At 55.3% G+C, this 21,137-nt stretch carries 19 protein-coding genes; 9 read left to right on the plus strand and 10 right to left on the minus strand.

Going from position 1 to position 21,137, the window contains the following annotated elements; all coding sequences use genetic code 11:
• Positions 1-47: 47 nt before the first annotated feature.
• The 5 genes from Q0O07_RS04785 to Q0O07_RS04805 all read right to left on the minus strand — a co-directional run bounded on the left by Q0O07_RS04785 (position 48) and on the right by Q0O07_RS04805 (position 7,671).
• Positions 48-1,646 (minus strand): long-chain fatty acid--CoA ligase, encoded by a 1,599-nt coding sequence (locus Q0O07_RS04785; RefSeq protein WP_295491028.1) that lies wholly within the window; start codon positions 1,644-1,646, stop codon positions 48-50.
• A 67-nt stretch (positions 1,647-1,713) separates the two neighbouring features.
• Entirely contained in the window at positions 1,714-5,190 is a 3,477-nt protein-coding gene (gene dnaE / locus Q0O07_RS04790; RefSeq protein ID WP_295491031.1) for a DNA polymerase III subunit alpha, read from the minus strand.
• A 62-nt stretch (positions 5,191-5,252) separates the two neighbouring features.
• A complete protein-coding gene (locus tag Q0O07_RS04795; protein WP_295491033.1) occupies positions 5,253-5,741 on the minus strand; it encodes a glutathione peroxidase in 489 nt (162 codons plus the stop codon).
• A gap of 15 nt (positions 5,742-5,756) precedes the next feature.
• Complete coding sequence (locus tag Q0O07_RS04800; protein ID WP_295491036.1) at positions 5,757-6,428, minus strand: ABC transporter ATP-binding protein; 672 nt, start codon at positions 6,426-6,428, stop codon at positions 5,757-5,759.
• Positions 6,421-7,671 (minus strand): lipoprotein-releasing ABC transporter permease subunit, encoded by a 1,251-nt coding sequence (locus Q0O07_RS04805; RefSeq protein WP_295491038.1) that lies wholly within the window; start codon positions 7,669-7,671, stop codon positions 6,421-6,423. Before Q0O07_RS04805 ends, Q0O07_RS04800 begins: the two co-directional genes overlap by 8 nt.
• Positions 7,672-8,137: 466 nt before the next feature.
• Here Q0O07_RS04805 and Q0O07_RS04810 point away from each other — a divergent pair, with 466 nt between their 5' ends.
• Positions 8,138-8,623: an Hsp20 family protein gene (locus Q0O07_RS04810; RefSeq protein ID WP_295491041.1), complete on the plus strand. Its 486-nt coding sequence runs from the start codon at positions 8,138-8,140 to the stop codon at positions 8,621-8,623.
• A 48-nt stretch (positions 8,624-8,671) separates the two neighbouring features.
• On the opposite strand, the gene Q0O07_RS04815 is transcribed toward Q0O07_RS04810, so the two are convergent.
• From Q0O07_RS04815 to tpiA, 3 genes are all read right to left on the minus strand, one after another.
• Positions 8,672-10,306 (minus strand): CTP synthase, encoded by a 1,635-nt coding sequence (locus Q0O07_RS04815; protein ID WP_295491043.1) that lies wholly within the window; start codon positions 10,304-10,306, stop codon positions 8,672-8,674.
• A 99-nt stretch (positions 10,307-10,405) separates the two neighbouring features.
• The gene (gene secG, locus Q0O07_RS04820) at positions 10,406-10,765 is read right to left on the minus strand and encodes a preprotein translocase subunit SecG (protein WP_295491172.1); all 360 of its coding nucleotides are present in this window, start codon (positions 10,763-10,765) and stop codon (positions 10,406-10,408) included.
• Positions 10,766-10,850: 85 nt separating this feature from the next.
• Positions 10,851-11,597 carry a triose-phosphate isomerase gene (gene tpiA / locus Q0O07_RS04825; RefSeq protein WP_295491046.1) on the minus strand — a complete coding sequence of 249 codons (747 nt, stop codon included), beginning with the start codon at positions 11,595-11,597 and terminating at the stop codon, positions 10,851-10,853.
• Positions 11,598-11,750: 153 nt separating this feature from the next.
• Here tpiA and Q0O07_RS04830 point away from each other — a divergent pair, with 153 nt between their 5' ends.
• The 8 genes from Q0O07_RS04830 to Q0O07_RS04865 all read left to right on the plus strand — a co-directional run bounded on the left by Q0O07_RS04830 (position 11,751) and on the right by Q0O07_RS04865 (position 20,172).
• Positions 11,751-13,691 (plus strand): peptidylprolyl isomerase, encoded by a 1,941-nt coding sequence (locus tag Q0O07_RS04830; protein WP_295491050.1) that lies wholly within the window; start codon positions 11,751-11,753, stop codon positions 13,689-13,691.
• Positions 13,678-15,153 carry an anthranilate synthase component I gene (gene trpE / locus Q0O07_RS04835; protein ID WP_295491053.1) on the plus strand — a complete coding sequence of 492 codons (1,476 nt, stop codon included), beginning with the start codon at positions 13,678-13,680 and terminating at the stop codon, positions 15,151-15,153. Before Q0O07_RS04830 ends, trpE begins: the two co-directional genes overlap by 14 nt.
• A 41-nt stretch (positions 15,154-15,194) precedes the next feature.
• Positions 15,195-15,779 (plus strand): aminodeoxychorismate/anthranilate synthase component II, encoded by a 585-nt coding sequence (locus Q0O07_RS04840; RefSeq protein WP_295491056.1) that lies wholly within the window; start codon positions 15,195-15,197, stop codon positions 15,777-15,779.
• On the plus strand, positions 15,776-16,771 hold the full coding sequence (gene trpD / locus Q0O07_RS04845) for an anthranilate phosphoribosyltransferase (protein ID WP_295491058.1): 996 nt from the start codon (positions 15,776-15,778) through the stop codon (positions 16,769-16,771). Before Q0O07_RS04840 ends, trpD begins: the two co-directional genes overlap by 4 nt.
• Positions 16,771-17,553 carry an indole-3-glycerol phosphate synthase TrpC gene (trpC, locus tag Q0O07_RS04850; RefSeq protein WP_295491061.1) on the plus strand — a complete coding sequence of 261 codons (783 nt, stop codon included), beginning with the start codon at positions 16,771-16,773 and terminating at the stop codon, positions 17,551-17,553. Before trpD ends, trpC begins: the two co-directional genes overlap by 1 nt.
• Positions 17,546-18,013 carry a cyclic pyranopterin monophosphate synthase MoaC gene (gene moaC, locus Q0O07_RS04855; RefSeq protein WP_295491064.1) on the plus strand — a complete coding sequence of 156 codons (468 nt, stop codon included), beginning with the start codon at positions 17,546-17,548 and terminating at the stop codon, positions 18,011-18,013. Before trpC ends, moaC begins: the two co-directional genes overlap by 8 nt.
• Positions 18,010-19,191: a molybdopterin molybdotransferase MoeA gene (locus Q0O07_RS04860; RefSeq protein WP_295491067.1), complete on the plus strand. Its 1,182-nt coding sequence runs from the start codon at positions 18,010-18,012 to the stop codon at positions 19,189-19,191. Before moaC ends, Q0O07_RS04860 begins: the two co-directional genes overlap by 4 nt.
• A gap of 81 nt (positions 19,192-19,272) precedes the next feature.
• On the plus strand, positions 19,273-20,172 hold the full coding sequence (locus Q0O07_RS04865; protein WP_295491070.1) for an IS1595 family transposase: 900 nt from the start codon (positions 19,273-19,275) through the stop codon (positions 20,170-20,172).
• Between the two features lie 47 nt (positions 20,173-20,219).
• Here the strand turns inward: Q0O07_RS04865 and Q0O07_RS04870 are convergent, their stop codons facing one another.
• Both Q0O07_RS04870 and Q0O07_RS04875 read right to left on the minus strand, forming a co-directional pair.
• Positions 20,220-20,705, minus strand: a complete 486-nt coding sequence (locus Q0O07_RS04870; RefSeq protein ID WP_295491074.1) for a hypothetical protein — start codon at positions 20,703-20,705, stop codon at positions 20,220-20,222.
• On the minus strand, positions 20,695-21,015 hold the full coding sequence (locus tag Q0O07_RS04875) for a hypothetical protein (RefSeq protein WP_295491077.1): 321 nt from the start codon (positions 21,013-21,015) through the stop codon (positions 20,695-20,697). Before Q0O07_RS04875 ends, Q0O07_RS04870 begins: the two co-directional genes overlap by 11 nt.
• Positions 21,016-21,137: the final 122 nt, after the last annotated feature.

The following is a 21,137-nucleotide window of genomic DNA, read 5'->3' on the forward strand; positions in this document are numbered from 1 at the left end:
CGGCGCAAGCGCCGCCTATTTCACAGCAAGGTCATCGCTGCCTTGCCTCAATCCTCCAGCACAAAATCCTTGAACTGCGCGCGTAGCGCCACCTTTTGGATTTTGCCCGTGCCTGTATGCGGCAGTTCGTCCACAAACAACACACGGTCAGGCATCCACCATTTGACAATGCGTTCCGCCAGATAGGCCTTCACAGCCGCTTCGTCCACGTCTGCATCAGGTTTTTTAACTGCAATCAGTACAGGCCGTTCATCCCATTTAGGGTGCGGGATACCAATTGCCCCTGCTTCAGCAATGCCGGGGCAACCAACCGCAATATTCTCTAGTTCAACCGAGCTGATCCACTCGCCGCCCGATTTGATCACATCTTTCACACGGTCGGTAATCTGCATCGTGCCGTCTGGATGCAGCACGGAGACATCGCCGGTATCAAACCACTGATCCGCATCTACCGCATCCGCCTCTGCCTTGAAATATCGCTTAATGACCCATGGGCCACGAATCTGAAGCGCACCGGACGTCACGCCATCGCGCGGGGCGACGTTGCCGTCCTTATCGATTACGCGCAACTGCACGCCAAAGGGGGTTCGGCCTTGCTTACACACGATGTCGATTTGCTGCTCCAGCGTTAACTCATCCCAATTGGGTGTTGGCGCACCCATCGTACCAATGGGCGATGTTTCGGTCATGCCCCATGCGTGAGAAACGCGCACGCCCGACTTCATCAGACGCTCGATCATCGCACGCGGCGCAGCCGATCCGCCAATTGTAACCAAGCCCAGCTTGCCCAGCGTCGCGTCACGTCCCGCTGCCGCCTCTGCATCCAGATGCGCGAACATTGCGAGCCACACGGTCGGCACCCCTGCGCTGTGGGTAATGCCTTCTTGCAGCATTAAGCCATGTAATGTTGCGGCATCATTGGTGGTGGAAAACACAAACTTCACGCCCGCAGCAGCGCCCGCAAAAGGTAAGCCCCAGCTTGCCGCATGGAACATCGGCACGATCGGCAGCAATGCCGACTGCGGGCTCAGATCAAAAATGGCTGGCGCAATCTCAGCCATGGCATGCAACATGGTCGAGCGGTGTTGATACAAAACACCCTTTGGATTGCCCGTTGTGCCGCTGGTGTAACACAACATACACGCGTCGCGTTCGTCGCCGGTAGCCCATTCATAATTACCATCTTGCTTGGCAATGAATGCACCATAGCTGTCGTCGCGGTCAAACACGACATAATGCTCAACGGTCTTCAGATGCGGCTTCAGCCGATCAATAATGGGCTGGAACATTGCGTCGTACATCAACACCTTATCTTCGGCATGGTTCATGATGTAGATCAGGTCTTCGTCGAACAGCCGCACGTTTACCGTGTGGATTACCCCGCCAAAGCCAATAGCGCCATACCAAGCCGCCAAATGCCGGTGATGATTCATGGCAAAGGTGGCAACCCTATCGCCCTTTTGCAGGCCTAACCCCGCAAAGGCTTGCGACAATTTACGCGCCTCGGTTGCAACACCAGACCAGTTTGTCCGCTCAATCGTACCGTCGGTCCAACGGGTTACGATTTCACGCGTGCCATGTTCGCGCGCTGCATAGTCGATCAAATGCGGAACGCGAAGGTCCCAATCTTGCATGGTGCCGTGCATCAAAATCTCTCCCTTTTCACCGCTGCAGGATACTGCAGACGCAATTTCTGTCCACGATTTTCGCAGTTCAGTGCACTAATGCCAAAACAGGCCCCAATGGTGCAAGCTCTACATTTTCGATACCGTCAATATTACGCAATTGGTCCAGCAAAGATGCATCGATCTGGAAGCGGCGGCCAAGGACGATATGCACCCAGCGCCCGTCGGCAGTCCGGGTTTTAACGACCAATTCGCTTCGCCCGCCATCCAATGGCACGACGATTTGCGCGAGCTGCGACATCGCTGTTTCATGCATCACATCCAACTGCATTTTTAGCCGCGACACGCTGGTGAGGCCGCTAAGGGCTTTGGCGCTTTTCACTGTAAAATTTGGCGTTTCATCGCCGGGCCGCATGTCCATTTCGCAATGAAGCAAAAGGCACTCCGCGTCTTTTGCCCACTCGGCAAGTTGTACGCCTACCGCTTCGTCAAAACATCGCACCGAAAACTGCCCGCTATTGTCGGAAAAATCCGCAATCATAAACCGCTTGCCCTTGCGCGATTCGCGCCACCGCACGCCTTCAATCAATGCAGACATCGTGGCGGCGCGGCGGACACCTTCGGGGATTGGCCCGCTGTCCAGCCAGACGGCATAAGGTTTTGCGCCGTGGCTAATGGCCAGTGCTTCATATTGCGAGCAAGGATGTGCCGAGAAGTAAAACCCAAACGCGTCCTTTTCCTGATTCATTTGTTCGCCGGGTGCCCAATACAGGCTGCTATCGATCCGTAGCGCCGCCATGTCGGACCCGCCCTCACCAAACAGGCCGCCCTGCCCACTATCGCGGGAATCGCGCGCGGATTGCGCTGCCGCCAAAAGTGTTTCCGCTGCGGCATGTACTGCGCCACGATTTGGTTCCAATGCATCAAAAGCCCCGGCAGCAGCAAGGTTTTCAAGGCTTCTGCGGTTGATCTGACTGGGATCAACTCGGTTGGCAAAGTCATCAAGGCTTTTGAACAATCCCCCGGTCGCGCGTTCTGCCACCAATATTTCCATCGCCCGTTCGCCGACATTTTTGATGCCGCCCAACGCGTAACGCACCGCATGCTCCCCATGCGCGTTGGTCTCGACGGTAAATTCAGCCTCGCTGCTGTTGATGTCCGGCTGTAAACAGATGATATCTAGCCTACGCATATCATCGATAAAGGTCGCAAGCTTGTCCGTTTGATGCATGTCAAAACACATGGAGGCAGCATAAAATTCTTCGGGGTGATGCGTTTTTAGCCAAGCAGTCTGATAAGCGAGCACAGCATAAGCGGCAGCATGGCTTTTGTTAAAACCGTAGCCCGCAAATTTGTCTATCAAGTCAAACAGCTCATTGGCGCGGTTGGGCGCGATATCGTGCGTGGCGCAGCCCGTAACGAAACGTTCGCGCTGGGCATCCATTTCGGCTTGAATCTTCTTACCCATTGCACGGCGAAGCAAATCTGCTTCCCCAAGGCTGTAGCCGGCCAAAATCTGTGCGGCTTGCATAACTTGTTCCTGGTAAACGAATATGCCGTAGGTTTCGTTCAATACAGGTTCCAGCAAAGGGTGCGGATATTCAATACTCTCCTCCCCATTTTTGCGGCGGCCAAACATCGGGATATTGTCCATTGGACCCGGACGATACAATGACACGAGCGCGATGATGTCCCCAAAGTTGGTAGGCTTCACCGCTGCAAGTGTTCGCCGCATCCCTTCGGATTCCAACTGGAACACGCCAACGGTGTCGCCCCTTTGTAGCAGTTCATACACCGCCGGATCATCATGCGGTAACAAGTCGAGATTGATCTCCACGCCGCGCTTGGCGAGCATCTGGCTGCCCTTTTGCAGGACAGACAACGTTTTCAATCCCAAAAAGTCGAACTTAACAAGGCCAGCGCTCTCCACATATTTCATGTCGAATTGCGTAACCGGCATGTCCGAACGCGGGTCGCGATATAAGGGCGCCAATTCCGATAATTCGCGGTCGCCAATAACAACACCAGCGGCATGTGTCGAACTGTGGCGCGGCAGGCCCTCCAGCTTCATAGCAAGGTCGAACAAACGTTTAACCTGCGCATCACGCCGATATTCTTCCCGCAACTCCGCCACGCCAGACAAAGCGCGTTTTAGATCCCACGGGTCAGCGGGCAGATTGGGTACTTGCTTGCACAGCCGGTCAACTTGGCCATAGCTCATCTGCAACACCCGCCCTGTGTCCCGCAGAACCGCGCGCGCCTTCAGCTTTCCAAAGGTGATGATTTGCGCAACTTGGCGCGACCCATATTTTTTCTGCACATAACGAATGACTTCGCCACGGCGCGTTTCGCAAAAGTCGATGTCGAAGTCCGGCATTGACACACGGTCGGGGTTTAGGAAACGTTCGAACAACAGGCCGAGCTTGATCGGGTCAAGATCGGTAATCGTTAGCGCCCAAGCGACCAGCGATCCTGCCCCCGATCCACGGCCCGGCCCTACGGCAATATCCTGTTCCTTCGCCCATTTGATGAAATCGGCAACGATTAAGAAGTAGCCCGGAAAGCCCATGGCGCAGATGACATCGGCTTCAAACTTCAACCGGTCAAAATAGACTTGTCGTTCGGCAGGGTCCGTTATGCCCGCAATCTCGAGCCGCTTTTCCAGCCCAAGCCGTCCGTCTTCGCGCAATTGCGCGTCTTCAGCAGTTCGATCACCGGCAAGGCTGGGTAAAATTGGGCTGCGATAGGGCGCGAGTGCGGCGCAGCGTTGCGCAATGACTAGGGTATTGGCCAAGGCTTCGGGGATATCGGCGAACAACTCGCCCATTTGCTTGCCCGTCTTAATCCACGTGTCGCGGCTACTTCTACGGCGGTCCTCGCTTTCGATATAGGCGCCGTCCGAGATGCACAGCATGGCGTCATGCGCGTCGAAGAAATCGGGTTCCGCAAAAAAGGCGGGGTTGGTGGCGACCAAGGGAATATCGCGGGCGTAAGCAAGGTCGATCAGCGCGGCTTCTGCTGCGTCTTCAACCGCGTCGTTGCGCCTGCTGAGTTCGATATACAAACGGTCGGAAAACAGCGCCTGAAGACGCGTCAGGTAGCTGGATACGGCGTCATGCTGCCCTTCACTTAACAATCGGGCCAAAGCGCCCTCTGCGCCACCTGTAAGGGCGATCAGGCCGTCCTTATGATCTGCAAGCTGTTCCAGCGTGACATGTGCATCAAGATCCTCTGGACGGTCCAGATGCGCCATGGAAACCAATCGGCACAGATTGTTATAACCGCTTTCATCTTGGGCAAATAATGGCAACCAGTCGCGGATGAACTTTCCATCGGACGTCGGCCGCCTGATTCCAAGCAACGCGCCAATGATAGGTTGCACACCGAAAGATTTCGCGCTGTCCTGAAACGGCATAACGCCGTACAGCCCGTTCCGGTCACAAATGGAAATAGCTGGAAAGCCAAGCTTCTTAGCGGTTTCGCCAATGGCCTTGGGTTCAATCGCGCCTTCCAATATGGTGTATGCGGAATACACGCGGAGCGGGACGAAGGGTACATAAGCCATGCCCCTTCGTTAGAACACGGGCCTGATTCGACAAGGTCTGTTTTCGGCTAAGCTGTGGACAATCAGGCTGCCTCGGCAAGCAATTTTTCAATGTCCTTTGCCAGCGCCTCTGGCTTTACCTGTGGACCGTGGCGGGCCACGACGTTTCCTTTTCGGTCCACAAGGAATTTGGTGAAGTTCCATTTGATACCGCGTGAACCCAACAGACCAGCTTGCTGCTGCTTTAGATAATGCCACAACGGATCTTCCTCCGTTCCATTGACATCGATTTTCGCCGCCAATGGAAAGGAGACATCATAAGTCAGCGAACAGAAATTCTGAATTTCCTGCGCGTCGCCCGGTTCCTGCGCGCCGAACTGGTTACAGGGGAATGCAAGGATTTCGAGCCCCTGATCCTTATACTGGCGATAGAGCGCCTCAAGGCCCTTATATTGGGGCGTGAAGCCACATTTGGAGGCCGTGTTCACCACCAGCAACACCTTGCCCTGATGCGCGGCCATGGCCTCGGTCCCGCCGCCAGGCATTTTCACGGTAAAATCATATACTGACATAGACTGCCCCCTCGTTTAACCCAATTTACCGTCATGCAAACGCACGACGCGGTCCATTTTCGCCGCCAATCGTTCATTATGTGTGGCGACAATGGCAGATGACCCTTCTTCGCGCACCAGCGCCATAAATTCGCCCAGCACGATATCGGCGGTGTGCTCGTCCAGATTGCCGGTTGGTTCATCCGCCAACACCAGCTTGGGCCGGTTCGCCAATGCCCGCGCCACCGCGACGCGTTGTTGCTCTCCACCCGACAGCTTTGACGGGCGATGGTGTAGGCGTTCCGATAGCCCCAATTGCGTTAGCAAATAGGTCGCGCGTGCATGCGCCACATCGGACGCGGCATCCGAAATCAACTGCGGCAAAATCACATTTTCCAACGCGTCAAAATCCGGCAGAAGATGGTGAAACTGATAGACAAAGCCCAATTTTTGTCGGCGTATCTCCGTTTGGCGGTCAACACTCGCCGCGCTCACCTCTTCGCCATCCAATTTTATAGACCCTGAAAATCCACCTTCCAATAAGCCCACAGCCTGAAGCATAGTCGATTTGCCGGAACCGGACGGGCCAAGCAATGCGACAAGCTCACCTTTGGCAATGCTCAGGTCAACGCCGCGCAACACTTCTATGGTGACATCGCCTTGCACAAATTTGCGGCGAACATCGATAAGTTCCAGGATATTATTCATAACGCAGCACCTGAACTGGGTCGGTACTGGCCGCCTTGAGCGCAGGGTACAAGGTTGCAAGGAAGCTGAACAGCAATGCCAGCCCGCAGATTGCCAACACTTCAAACGGGTCCGTACGCGACGGCAGCTCGGTCAGGAATCGAATCGATGGGTCCCATAAATTCTGGCCCGTCACAAATTGAATGAAGTTCACGACCGATTGCCGGAAATACAGGAATATCGCCCCCAATATCATCCCCAAAACAATTCCGGATGCACCAATCAGCAAGCCGACCGTCATAAAAATCTTCAGCAGCGATTTGCGCGACGCGCCCATGGTCCGCAATATGGCAATGTCGCGGGTTTTGGCGCGCACAAGCATGATGAGTGATGACAAGATGTTGAACACCGCAACGAGCACGATGATCGACAAAACGACAAACATCGCAACCCGCTCGACCGCCAAAGCCTCAAACAAGGACGCATTCATGCTTTTCCAGTCGACAATTTGGCCCTTATTCTCAAGCTTAGGCAATAATGGCAGAAGAATTTCATTCACCTTGTCTGGGTTTTCCGTCTTGATTTCGATCATGCCGATTTCATCACCCATCAGCATCAGGACCTGCGCACGTTCAATGGGCATAACAACGAACGCCTCGTCATAATCATACACGCCCACCTCAAAAATTGCCGCAACCTCATAAGAAATCTCACGCGGCACGGTGCCAAATGGCGTGGTGCGACCGGCGGGGTTGATGATCGTGACGCTCTGCCCAACCTGAACCCCAAGTTTTTGGGCGAGCCGCGATCCAATCGCAACCTTATCCTCATTGGCGTTTAATCTGCGCAAATCGCCGGCGACAGTCTTTCCCTTCAACGTGTCGTTTCTCAGGATATCATTCACCGACATGCCGCGCGCCAATATCGCCTCAACGCGGCCATTGAAGGTTGTCAGCAAGGGTTGCTCAATCAACGCCGTTGCATCGGTGACGCCCTCTGTTTGCTTCACGTCGGTGAGGATTTGACGCCAATCCTGCAGGCGACCGCCATAGCCTTGCACCACGGCATGCCCGTTCAGGCCAACGATCTTGTCAAATAATTCGGCGCGAAAGCCGTTCATGACGCTCATCACAATGATTAACGCCGCGACACCCAATGCAACCGCGACCAAGCTGATGCTGGCAACGAGGAAAATAAAGCCCTCGCCCTTGCCCGGAAGCAAATACCGGCGTGCGACCATGCGTTCATATCGCGACAATATCATGTGCGGGCACTCATCGATGGTTTCGGCATAGGCTGTTCTTAGGTTCCGCCATGACGACTGGCAAGTATTGTTGCAGCGGCGCAACAGCATTTGAAAAAGCGTTGGCCAGAGTCTGGTTCCGTTTGCAAACCGAATAGCAAAAGATGATGCAGTGCTAGATCGCGTCGGATACCCGAAATGGCCGATGGTTCAGGGAGAAAAATCAGACCCGCCGGTGGGGACCGGCAGAGGACTGAAACCATGCGCTGAAAAAGCTGCAAAGCGAGGCCGTTCGGAAATTCCGGGCGGCCTTGTTTTTTGTCCGGTGGACATTGCAGACGATTTTTTGTCGTGATTTTTTAGCCTTGCATTTTTTCCGGTACATCCCATCTTGCCAGTCGGAGGCCGAAAGGCTCCAAAACGAACATGCTGGCCGCTGCATTTGTGGGGTTAGCGACGAACCAAATTGCTTGAAGGAGAATTTGTAATGACGCGTTTTGATTTTACACCTTATCGCCGGAACACTGTTGGCTTTGACCGCCTTTTCGAGCTGCTCGAAACCACAGGCCGTGCCGCGCAAAATGAAAATTACCCCCCGTTCAACATCGAGCGCACGGGTGAGAATGATTATAAGATCACTGTCGCCGTTGCGGGGTTCAAGACCGATGAGATCGACATAGTTGCGCAGCAAAATTTGCTAATTGTGACCGGCAGCAAGCAGTCAGAAAGTAATGATAATCGCGATTTTCTGCATATGGGCATCGCCAACCGGAACTTCGAACGCCGGTTTCAACTGGCCGATCACATTCATGTGATCGATGCGGACATGGCCGACGGTCTTTTGATTATCACCCTATTGCGGGAAGTGCCCGAAGCGTTGAAGCCGCGCAAAATTGCGATTGGCGCAAAAACCACGCCTACGGTCATTGAACATGATGACGCGCCCAAGAAAAAAGGGCCGCAAGCTGCTTAAACATTAAAATATGGGGCGGCAGAATAAGACCTGCCGCTCCTTTTTATATTATACCAAGCGACTCTGTTTCAACGCCGCTTTAACAAAGCTGGCGAATAAAGGGTGCGGCGCAAAGGGGCGTGATTTCAATTCCGGGTGGAACTGCACGCCGATAAACCATGGATGGTCGGGACGTTCGACAATCTCGGGCAATTCGCCATCGGGCGACATGCCGCTGAACACCAACCCGCCCTGCTCCAGCGCATCCTTATAATGGACATTCACTTCGTAACGGTGGCGATGCCGCTCGGATATGTTCTTGCTGCCATAAATCGAAGCCACATGGCTGTTACCATCCAGCACGGCATCATAAGCGCCAAGCCGCATTGTGCCGCCCATATCGCCACCGGTTTCGCGCTTTTGAATACCCTCTTGGCTCATCCATTCGGTGATGATGCCTACGATGGGTTCTTTGGTAGGGCCAAATTCCGTGCTGGATGCGCCCGACAGGCCTGCGGTGTTCCGTGCGCCCTCGATACATGCCATTTGCATGCCCAGGCAGATGCCAAAAAAGGGCACCTGACGTTCGCGAGCGAATTTAACTGCGGCAATCTTGCCTTCGGAGCCGCGTTCCCCAAATCCGCCCGGGACCAAAATCGCGTTCATAGGCTCAAGCGCTGTGGCAATGTCCTCTTCGGATTGTTCGAACAATTCGGCGTCAATCCATTTGATGTTGACCTTTACGCGATTGGACAAACCGCCATGCGTCAAAGCTTCGTTCAGCGATTTATAGGCGTCGGCAAGACCAACATATTTGCCGACAACGCCGATGGTTACTTCGCCTTCGGGGTTGGATTGCCGGTCGATGATATCGTCCCAACGGCCCAGATCAGGCTCGCCTTCCGATTCAAGGCCAAATGCCCGAAGCACTTCATTATCAAGGCCTTCGTTATGATATTGCAGGGGCACAGCATAAATGCTCTTTGCATCCAAAGCTGGGATCACTGCCTCTTTGCGCACATTACAAAATGCCGCAATCTTAGCGCGCTCTGCCTCGGGCAGTGGATGTTCGCAGCGGCACAGCAACACATCAGGTTGAATACCCAAGGATGTCAGTTCACGCACGCTATGCTGCGTGGGCTTCGTCTTCAACTCACCGGCTGCGGCAATATACGGCACCAAGGTCACATGCACGGACAAGGTCCGTTCGCGGCCCAGCTCGTTGCGCAACTGGCGAATGGCCTCAATAAACGGCAGCGATTCGATATCGCCAACGGTGCCGCCGATTTCGCACAGAACGAAATCCATGTCTTGTGTCTCGGCCTTGGCGAATTCTTTAATGGCGTCGGTGACGTGCGGGATGACCTGCACAGTGGCGCCAAGATAATCACCACGGCGCTCTTTTTGGATGATATTCTGATAAATGCGGCCCGACGTAATATTGTCCGACTGCCGCGCCGAAACGCCAGTGAAGCGTTCATAATGGCCAAGGTCGAGGTCGGTCTCTGCCCCGTCATCGGTCACATAGACTTCGCCATGTTGATATGGCGACATCGTGCCTGGATCGACATTTAAATAAGGGTCGAACTTCCGGATGCGGACGCGATAGCCGCGCGCTTGCAAAAGGGCGGCAAGCGATGCCGCCATAAGACCTTTGCCAAGCGAGGAAACCACGCCACCGGTGATAAAAATGAACCGTGTCATGGGAGAGAAGGCTTAAGCTATCTTTGCACCAAAACACAAGCGCGCGAATCCGGCAGATGAAAATTAACCTGTGTAAAACGGTATTTCCGACCGAAACGATTATTTGTCGAGTGGGACTTCGGTTGCGGGCGCAGGGGCCGCAGGCGTCGCAGTCGCAGGTGCATTCGTCACTGGCGCAGTCGGCGTTGCAGGCACTTCGGTCCGTTGCAAGCTATTGTCGATTTCACCGCTATTGCCCTTTTGCGCAGCAACGAACGCCAGTGATATCGACAGCAGGATGAACAAGGTCGCCAATATCGTGGTTGTGCGGGTCAAAAAATCTGCAGCCCCGCGGGCTGACATAAGGCCCGACGGGCTTCCCCCCATGCCCAAGCCGCCGCCTTCAGAACGCTGCATCAAAATGACGCCAACGAGCGATGCTGCGATAATGGCCTGAACAACGATGAGAAAATGAAAAATGCCCATGAGAAAAATTCCGAATATAAGAGGCGATGTGCCAAAGATTATGGCGCCCACATAGCGAGCGCATCCACATTCTTCAATGCTATTCGCCGCTGACTTGGGCTGCGGCCAATATCGGTTGGAATTTGGCTGCGGTCAGGCTCGCCCCGCCAATCAATCCACCGTCGACATTGGGCAGCGCCAAAAGCACCGCGGCATTGTCACCGTTCATGGAACCACCGTATAAAATGCGGATCTTTTCGCCTTCCGCACCAAAACGCGCCACCAAGGCAGCACGAATGGCGGCATGCATGTCCGCAACATCGGTTGGTTCGGCAACGCGTCCCGTTCCAATGGCCCATACAGGTTCGTAGGCAAGGCTCAACCAATCGCCTGCCGCAGCCTCCGGTAAGGAATGCGCCACTTGGCCCAAGACAATGTCCAAAGCTTTACCCGCCTCGCGTTCATCAAGCGTTTCGCCGACGCATATGATGGTTTTCAAACCAGCCGCCTTCGCCGCCTCGGCTTTGGCGCGGATATCACTGTCTTGTTCCTGCTGCGCTGCGCGGCGTTCGCTGTGGCCGATTATCGTCAGTACGGCGCCTGCATCCAATAACATGTCGCCAGAAACGCAGCCTGTATGTGCCCCTGCCCGTTGCATATGGCAATCCTGGCTGCCAATTGGAAACGCGCCAACGGCGGTGACGGCCCGATCGATAAGCGTGGCCGGAATGCACAAAGCCGAATCCACAGATGGATGCAGCTGCGCCACTGCAGATATCGCCACTATTTCGTCCAGATCACTGGACATGCCGTTCATTTTCCAATTTCCGACGATAAACTTACGCATCTGACACCCCAAAATTTCCTCGGCTACGAATCTTCATCGGCTATCCATGCTTTCCGCCATTTGGGCAAGTCTATCCCTTGATTGCCAGCGGCTTGCCGCCTAAAGCGTCACGCAGAAGGCACTTAGCGCCACATACGCAGGAAATCGCAGTTCATGATTAGCTCCATTCGTTCGCTCATTAATTCAAAATTCGGTGCAGTTTTTGCGCTTATATTCATTGGACTAATCGCCGTTGCCTTTACACTCGGCGATGTGAGCGGCTCGGGTAATTTCGGCGCATTAAGTGGCGGTAACGTTGCCCGCGTAGGCGATAAAAACATAACCTTAAGTGAGATGAATGACTCGCTGGAAAGCCAATTGAGGGCGGAGCGTCAAAACAATCCAACGCTTGATATGGCCCAATTTGTCGATGGCGGCGGGCTTGATGCCACGCTTGGGCAGTTGATAAACGGATATGCAATCACGGTTTTTGGGGAAGAATATGGCGTTGCGGTCAGCAAGCGCCTTGTCGACTCCGAAATACGCAAAATCCCCGGTGCCATGGGACTAGATGGAAAGTTCAGCGCGGACGCCTTTCGCGCCTTTGCACAACAAATCGGCCTCAGTGAAAAATCCATCCGCGAAGGTTTGGCTCAAAATTTGTTCGCACAGCAAATTTTGCCAGCAGCCGCCAGCGGACCATCCGCATCGGACGGCATGGCGCTACCTTATGCGTCGTTGATGCTGGAGCAACGTTCCGGACAGATTGCGTCCATTCCTGCCACTGCATTTTTGCCAACACGCGCGCCAAGCGAAGCTGTGCTAGCGCAGTTTTACAGCGCCAATGCCATAAAGTTCACCATCCCCGAAAAGCGGGCTATTAGCTATGCGATATTTGGACGCGACATCACCGCGCAACGCGCAAAGCCAAGCGAAGCGGATATTGCCGTTTATTACAAAACAAATGCCGCGCAGTTTGCGGCATCACAAACGCGGAACATCAGCCAAGTCATCGTCCCAACGGAAGCCGCGGCAAAATCCGTCGTGGCGCAAGTTGCTGCCGGAAAATCGCTGTCGGCGGTTGCCAATGACTTGGGGCTATCGGTCACGACCACGGCAAATGTTACCAAAGACAGCCTGACAAGCTCCACAACTGCAGCGGTGGCCAAGGCGGTATTCGCCGCAGCACAGGGCAGCATTGCAACGCCTGCGCGTGGTAAGCTGGGTTGGACTGTGATCCGTATCGATGCGATCAACACTATAGCGGCGAAGTCGCTGGCGGCGGCGCGCGCCGACATTGAGACGGAATTGCTCAAAACGCGCAGCGAAGAAATGCTGACCGAAATGACCGCAGAGATCGAAGACGCGTTCGCAGATGGCGCAACGATTGCCGATGTGGCGAAGCAGAATGGCTTAACCGTAAGCACCGCGCCTAAGTTGCTGGCGACCGGACAGGACATCAGCAATTCTTCTTATAAACCAATTCCCGAAATGCAGGTCATGTTGCCCGCAGCATTCCAGATGGAAACCAATGGCGAGGCGCAATTGATTGAGTTGGTGCCGGGTGAGAAATTCGCGATGATTGCCGTTGCCGATTTTGAAGAAGCCGCGCCGCCGCCCTTGAATGACGTGCGCAGCATCGTGCAGCAGCAATGGGCTTTGTCGGAAGGCGCAAAGGGCGCACGCGCCGCTGCGGATGCCATACGCAAGGCCGTAGACGGTGGCCAGCCGCTTCAATCCGCGCTTGCCGCCGCAGCTATCAAGGGCGCTCAAGTTGAGCGGCTCAGTGGCACCCGGGCAGACATCTCACGCGAGGGGCAACCCGTTCCCCCGCCCTTGTCTATGATGTTCGCCATGAAAAAGGGCACGGCAAAGATTCTCGCCGGCGGTGGGGGACGCGGCTGGTATGTTGTGCATCTTAATGACGTTATAAAGGGCGACGCGCGCGGGAATGTGCCCATGCTTATGGCACGCAAACAAGAGATCAGTGGCATATTGCAACAAGAATATGCCGCGCAGATGATCGTATCTGCGTCTAAAGATGCTGGCGTTGAAAAGAATGAAGGCGGTATCGAAGAACTCCGCACCCGCCTGACAAACCGTGACGGAAACTAAGCCCCAGCTCATCTGGCGAAAGCGCATTGCTGACACCGAAACACCGGTGTCAGCTGCACTGAAATTGTTTGAGGCAGAGCGCGGCGATTTCATTTTGGAGTCGGTTGAGGGCGGCGAAACGCGCGGTCGTCATAGCCTTATTGGCATCGCGCCTGACCTTGTGTTCCGCGCCGCTGGGAACAAGGCGGAAATCAACAATCAATGGATGACCGATCGGGAGGCGTTTGTGCCGTCCTTGCTCCCGTCGCTCGATGCCTTGCGCGCCTTGGCAGCGCAATGTCGCATGGATGTCCCCGATGAATTACCACCTGCCCTTGCCTGCCTTGTCGGCTATTTTGGTTATGAGACCATTGGACTTGTCGAGAAGCTGCCGCGCGCGCCACAATCGGCATTGGAATTGCCGGACATGCTGTTTGTGCGGCCAACGGTTATTCTTTTGTTCGACCGGTTGAAAGACGAAATGTTCCTCGTGTCACCCGTCTGGCCAGGCATGAAGGATACCCAAGCCGTTGCGCTCGCCCATGAGCGTTTGGATGCTGCGGAACGGCTGCTCGATGCGGGCCACCTCGCCCAAGCGGAACCGGCGGCGCAGAGCGATGGACAAGAGCTGAAGCTGCAACCAGTCCTGCCCGCAGGGCGCTATGCCGAAATGGTAGCGTCAGCCAAGGAATATATAGAGGCTGGCGACATTTTTCAGGTGGTGCTGGCGCAGCGTTTTACCGCGCCCTTTAACCTGCCACCCGTCCATCTCTACCGCGCGTTACGGCGAATAAACCCTTCACCATTTCTGTATTTTATCGACCTTCCGGGCTTTGCACTTATCGGGTCAAGCCCGGAAATATTGGTGCGTGCGCGCGGTGGAGAAGTGACGATCCGTCCAATTGCGGGCACACGACCGCGCGGGAAAACCAGCCTTGAGGATGCGGAAAATAAGGCGTCTTTGTTGGCCGATCCTAAGGAGCGCGCAGAGCATCTCATGCTGCTCGACCTTGGGCGCAACGATGTTGGCCGCGTGACAAAGGGCGGAAGTGTGACCGTCACCGACAGCTATATGGTCGAATTTTACAGCCATGTGATGCATATTGTGTCGAACGTAGTGGGCGAATTGGCCGATGATAAGGACGCTATCGACGCGTTGTTCGCTGGCTTTCCGGCAGGCACAGTGTCTGGCGCACCCAAGGTCCGCGCGTGCGAAATCATAGCGGAGCTAGAGCCGGAAACGCGCGGCGCATACGCAGGCGGGGTCGGCTATTTCTCGCCCAATGGCGACATGGACAGCTGCATCGTCTTGCGCACGGCGGTGTTGAAAGATGGCATCATGCATGTGCAGGCGGGCGCTGGGATCGTTGCCGACAGCAACCCCGAATATGAACAACGCGAATGCGAGGCCAAGGCTGGCGCGCTAATCGCCGCGGCGCACGAGGCCATTCGTGTGGCTGGCGAAGCGAAATTTGGTCAATAGTGCCTCTTCCACACACCCAGCAAAGCCGCTAGGCACGCCGCATGATATTGGTCATCGACAATTATGATAGCTTTACGTGGAACCTTGTCCATTATCTGATGGAGCTTGGGGCCAAGGTCGACGTTGCACGCAATGACGATATTTCGGCGGGTCAGGCGCTGTCGTCCGGCGCGCAAGCGTTCCTGATTTCACCAGGGCCGAAAACACCGAACGAAGCGGGCGTGAGCCTTGATCTGGTTGCCGCTTGCGCCGATGCAGGCAAGCCATTGCTCGGCGTATGCCTTGGTCACCAGACGATTGGTCAGCATTTTGGCGGCACCGTTGCGCGCGGTGGGTTGATGCATGGCAAAACCTCGCCTGTTACGCATGATAATAGCGGCCTGTTCGCAGGATTGCCCTCCCCGTTTCTGGCGACGCGTTATCATTCGTTGATTGTCGAAAATGTGCCATCCGATTTGATTGTGAATGCCACAAGCGATGACGGCCATGTCATGGGCTTTCGTCACGCGACTCTGCCAATTCATGGCGTGCAGTTTCACCCTGAAAGCATCGCGACGGAGCACGGGCACTCCATGCTGGCCAATTTCATGCGTATTGCGGGAATGACACCAAAGGAACGCGCATGATTCCCTTTGGCACCCTACCCGATCCGCAGCATCTGTTCGACCATGATGAGGCGGCGCAGGCCTTTGCCGACATATTGGACGCCCGCGCGTCCGAGGATGAGATTGAGGCATTTCTGATTGCGCTGACCGCGCGCGGCGAGACGATGGTGGAAATCGCGGCTGCGGCGCAGGCGATGCGCGACCGATTAATCCCCATAGACGCGCCACAGGGTGCGATAGACGTCTGCGGCACAGGTGGTGACGGGCATCATACGTTGAACGTCTCCACCGCCGTATCTTTGGTCGTGGCCGCCTGCGAAGTGCCTGTCGCCAAGCATGGCAACCGGGCGGCATCATCCAAGGCGGGCGCAGCAGACACGTTGGAGGCGTTGGGCCTCAATATGGAACGCGCCGGACAGAAGGCGGAAGAAACGTTGAAAGATTTGGGCATCTGCTTCCTGTTCGCGGCCAATCACCATCCGGCGATGAAGCGTATTCAGCCGATCCGCCAACGCATTGGCCAACGCACGATTTTCAACCTGATGGGCCCATTGGCCAATCCTGCGGGCGTGAAGCGGCAGCTCATCGGCATTGCGCGTCCTGACTATATTCCGGTTTATGCCGAGGCGCTGCATCATTTGGGCACCGAACATGCGCGCGTCATTTCCGGCGACGAAGGCTTAGACGAATTAAGCCTTGCTGGCGGTAATGAAGTCGCTGTGGTTGACGCCGACGGTATCCGCTACCAACGCATCAGCGCGGCGGACGCTGGCCTGCCCGTTTACCCTGTTGAAGCCATTCGTGGCGGTGATGCGCAGTATAATGCGCTGGCATTGCGCAGATTGCTTCAGGGCGAACATGGCGCCTATCGCGACGCCGTCTTGTTCAACGCGGCGGCGGCTTTGGTGGTCGCAGGTGTCGTGGATACTATGCCCGAGGGTGTGGAAGAAGCAGCCGAGGCCATTGACAAGGGCCTTGCCAATGCATTGCTGAATTGTTGGGTGGCCTATTGATGGCGGACAAGCTTGCAGAAATTTGCGCGACCAAGCGCGTTGAAGTATCGGAGCGCAAGCCTCTGGGCTTGAAGCATTGGCCAATGCCCTCCGCACCGCGCGGCTTTGAAGCAGCGTTGCGGACCAAAAGCCAGACCGGAATCGCGCTCATTGCCGAGATCAAGAAAGCCAGTCCCTCCAAAGGCCTGATCCGCGGGGATTTCGATCCGGCGGCGCATGCTGCGGCCTATCAGGCGGGTGGTGCTGCCTGCTTGTCCGTTTTGACAGACGCGCCGTATTTTCAGGGGCATGAGGATTATCTGATCGCGGCGCGCGGCGCATGTGACCTGCCGGTAATCCGCAAGGATTTCATGGTCGACCCGTGGCAATGTGCAGAAGCACGCGCGATGGGCGGCGATGCTATTTTGATCATCGTGGCGGCGCTGGATGATGTCGTGATGGCTGAAATTGAGGATGCCGCAGGCCAAGAAAATCTTGATGTGCTGGTTGAGGTTCATGACGAGGCTGAGCTGGAACGCGCGCTCAAACATCTGAAATCCAAGCTTGTTGGCGTGAACAACCGCAATTTGAAAACCTTCGAGGTGGATCTGGCCACAACGGAGCGTCTGGCCAAATTGGTGCCGGATGATATCTTGCTCGTCTGCGAAAGCGGTATTTCAACGCATGCCGATTGCCTGCGCATGGCAGAGGTCGGTGTTAACAGCTTCTTGGTGGGCGAGAGCCTGATGCGGCAGGATGATATCAAGGCCGCAACGCACAGGCTTTTGACCGGACATGGTTGATCTTACGCATTTGGACGCCGATGGCGGCGCGCATATGGTCGATGTGTCGGCCAAAGCAGACACGGCGCGTGAAGCTGTTGCAGAGGGCCGGATATCCATGTCTGCCGAAGCGCTTACGGCCATACGCGCGGGCAATATGAAAAAAGGTGATGTGTTGGGCACGGCGCGCATCGCGGGCATATTGGCAGCGAAAAAGACAAGCGACCTCATTCCGTTGTGTCACCCGTTGATGTTGTCCAAAATCAGCGTTGATTTTGCATATGAGGCCACCGCCATTCGTGTTGAAGCCCGCGTCCGCTTGAACGGGCCGACGGGCGTGGAGATGGAGGCCTTGACCGCGGTCAGCGTCACCTTGCTGACCCTGTATGACATGGCCAAGGCGCTCGACAAATCGATGATCATTTCGGACGTCCGCTTACTCTCCAAAACCGGCGGCAAATCCGGCGACTATAGCGCATGATTTCGGTTGACGCAGCGCAGGCCAGATTGCTGGCGCTGACCTCTGTTTTGCCCCCTGTTGAACGAGACCTGATGCAGGCCGTGCGGCATTATCTGCACGCACCATTGATCGCCATGCGCACGCAACCTGCGGCGGACCTGTCTGCGATGGATGGCTATGCACTCGCTGTAGAGGACTTTCCCGGCCCGTGGCGCGTAATCGGCGAAAGCGCGGCAGGGCATCCTTTTACAGGCAGCCTACAACGTGGCGAGGCCGTCCGTATTTTCACCGGCGCTTATGTCCCTCAAAATGCCGATAGCGTCCTGATACAAGAAAATGCCGCGCGCGATGGCGATATATTGCGCGCAACAGTTGACCGTGTCCCTATGCCCGGGGCCAATATCCGCCGCGTTGGGGGCGATTTTCGCGCTGGTGACGCCGTGCTGTCAAAGGGCACTTATTTGAACGCAGGGGCCATAGCCGTTGCCGCGATGGCGGGGCATGGCAGGCTCACGGTAGGTGGCGTCCCGCGCATTGCCATTGCCGCCACGGGCGACGAATTGGTGCCCGCTGGGTCCGCTATTGGCCCTGCGCAAATCCCCTGCTCCAACAGCCCGATGTTGCAAGCCATGCTCGCTGGCCTACCTTGTGATGTCCGTGACGCCGGCATCTTGCGCGATGATGTGACGGCGCTTGAGACCAGCCTGTCGGCGCTTTGCGAACAAGTGGATATCATTGTCACCACCGGCGGCGCGTCGGTCGGCGACCATGATCTGGTGCAGACCGCGCTGGTGAACATCGGCGCGCAAATGGATTTCTGGAAAGTTGCCATGCGTCCGGGAAAGCCTTTGATGGCCGGCAAAGTTGGAAATACGGTGGTCCTTGGCCTACCGGGCAATCCGTCCTCCGCCTTCGTCACCGCATTTCTGTTCCTCTTGCCGCTGATTCGGCACATGGCAGGATGCAATGCGCCCCTGCCCGCATATTTTGAAGCGGCCACCTTTACCGACCTGCCAGCAGGAGGAGACCGCGCCGAATATATGCGCGCAACGGTCGAGGGCGGACATATCACGCCATTCATATCGCAGGACAGCGGCCTAACGCGCACTTTGTCCCAAGCCAATGCACTGCTGGTGCAACAGCCAAATGTTCCGCCGCGAGCAAAAGGGACCATGGTTCAATATATGCGCCTGTCGTAGAAACTGGACGGAATATATGCACATTGTGCTTCGTGATTATCCCCCTTGCATACGTAGAACAATTAGGATATATAATGCCCTATGAAAACGAAACCACAGAATATAGCCCAGTTTTTCAAGCAATTCCGCGATGACGAAACTTGCTTGCAGCACCTATTCAACGTCCGTTTCGGGCAGGGCTATGAATGCCCGTCTTGTGGTCGCGCTTCCAAGTGGTTTCGAATCAAAGCCGAACGGGCCTATTCCTGCCAGTTCTGCGGCCATCACCTGCACCCGACTGTAGGAACGCCGTTCCAGCAAACGCGCACCCCGCTGCAGCTTTGGTTCTATGCGATCTACCTTTTCACGACCACCCGTAACGGCGTTGCTGCGAAGGAACTGGAACGCCAGCTGGGCGTCACATACAAGACCGCATGGCGCATGGCTGACCTTATCCGCAAGCACATGGCAGACGTTGACGGTGATGCTCCTATTGGCGGCTTCCTGCGCACGGTCGAGATCGACGAAACATATATCGGCGGCGAAGCCAAGGGCATGGGCGCTGGATACAAGGGTAACAAGACGGCGATCATGGCGATGCTGGAGCGCAACGGCAACGTCATAACGAAAGTCATTCCTAATCGCCGTAAAACTACATTGCAGGGCGCTATCGTCGATAACGTGAAGCCGCACACCATCCTGCACACCGACGAATTTATTTCATATAATGGCATCGAACTTGTCGGCAAATGGTATGACCATCACACTGTCAATCACGGCCAAGGCGAGTATGTGCGCGGGCGGGTCACGACCAATGGCGTTGAAGGTTTCTGGTCACAGTTGAAGCGCGCCATTACCGGCACTCACATTCACGTATCGAGCAAGCATCTTTGGAAATATGCCAAGGAAGCCGAGTATCGGTTTAATCGTCGGGAGCGTCCGCAGACGATGTTTTCGGAACTGGTTTCGACTTTCCAGCCATTGCCTCCAAAGTCGAATTGAACGCAGTGGCGTCGCCCTTTTTGTCGCGCCTATGCTCTTTGACGAAATCAGTTAACCTGTTTTCCTTGAGCGCTTGTCGGAGGCTTACGGGCATCTACACTCTCCAAAATCCGGTCTAGTTTCGCGTCCTGCTTAGTTGCTTCAACACGCAAATCAGAAACCTGCTGCACCACGGACTCAACTTGCTTGTCCGCTTTATCAAAGCGATCTGCTATCCGATCATCTAAATTGAAAAACAGCCCTACAAAAGTGCCGAGCGCTATAACTATAGCGCTTCCGACAACCTTGTTCAACAGCTCAACGTTTTGCTTCAACTTTACGAACGGGGTTTTCATGTCATCACCATCGCTGCCCGCTGGCGGGCTTGCACCACCACCTCCCGATCCGCCGCCAGTTGTTGCGTCAGTCGTAACATAAAAGGCCCGCCCCGCCGCATCGACAATGCCAGTGGGTTGAAGGTTACCAGTGTAGCTAGCAACTTCTGCTTCACCTGACGTGCTGTCCGAAACGAGCCGAAGGTGATTATTCGACATCTTGACCTTTGGCTGCTGTAGCCTCGTCTTCGCCCTGCGCAATCCTTAGAAAGAACTCTCCCCAAGATTTCAGTTGCGGAGCTGGCACCACCAAGGAAGCTACATGGATATTTCGAAGCTCGTTTGTGCTCGCATCCATCCGTGTTTCCATCAAATACATCTTGGCTACGCCATTGAAAATCATAGCCCCCTTAATCAGGTCTGCATAAATTAGAGGGCAATCTAAACCACTGGTAGCCGAAGGCAGATCCGCCAATTTTGTATTTATTTGCTCGCGCGCTGGCGCTGGGCTTTCTTCGTCTTCGGCCATTAGTGTCCTCGATTCTGTCGATATCAAGGATAAGTAAATGTTCCCACATTTTAGTCAATCCCTACCTATGCGAAGGGGATAGGCACGTTGTGCTTGACTTAACCGCTTTTGTTCTCTAATCG

Origin of the sequence: Sphingorhabdus sp. EL138, from assembly GCF_945890115.1 — a bacterium.
GTDB lineage: Bacteria > Pseudomonadota > Alphaproteobacteria > Sphingomonadales > Sphingomonadaceae > Sphingorhabdus_B.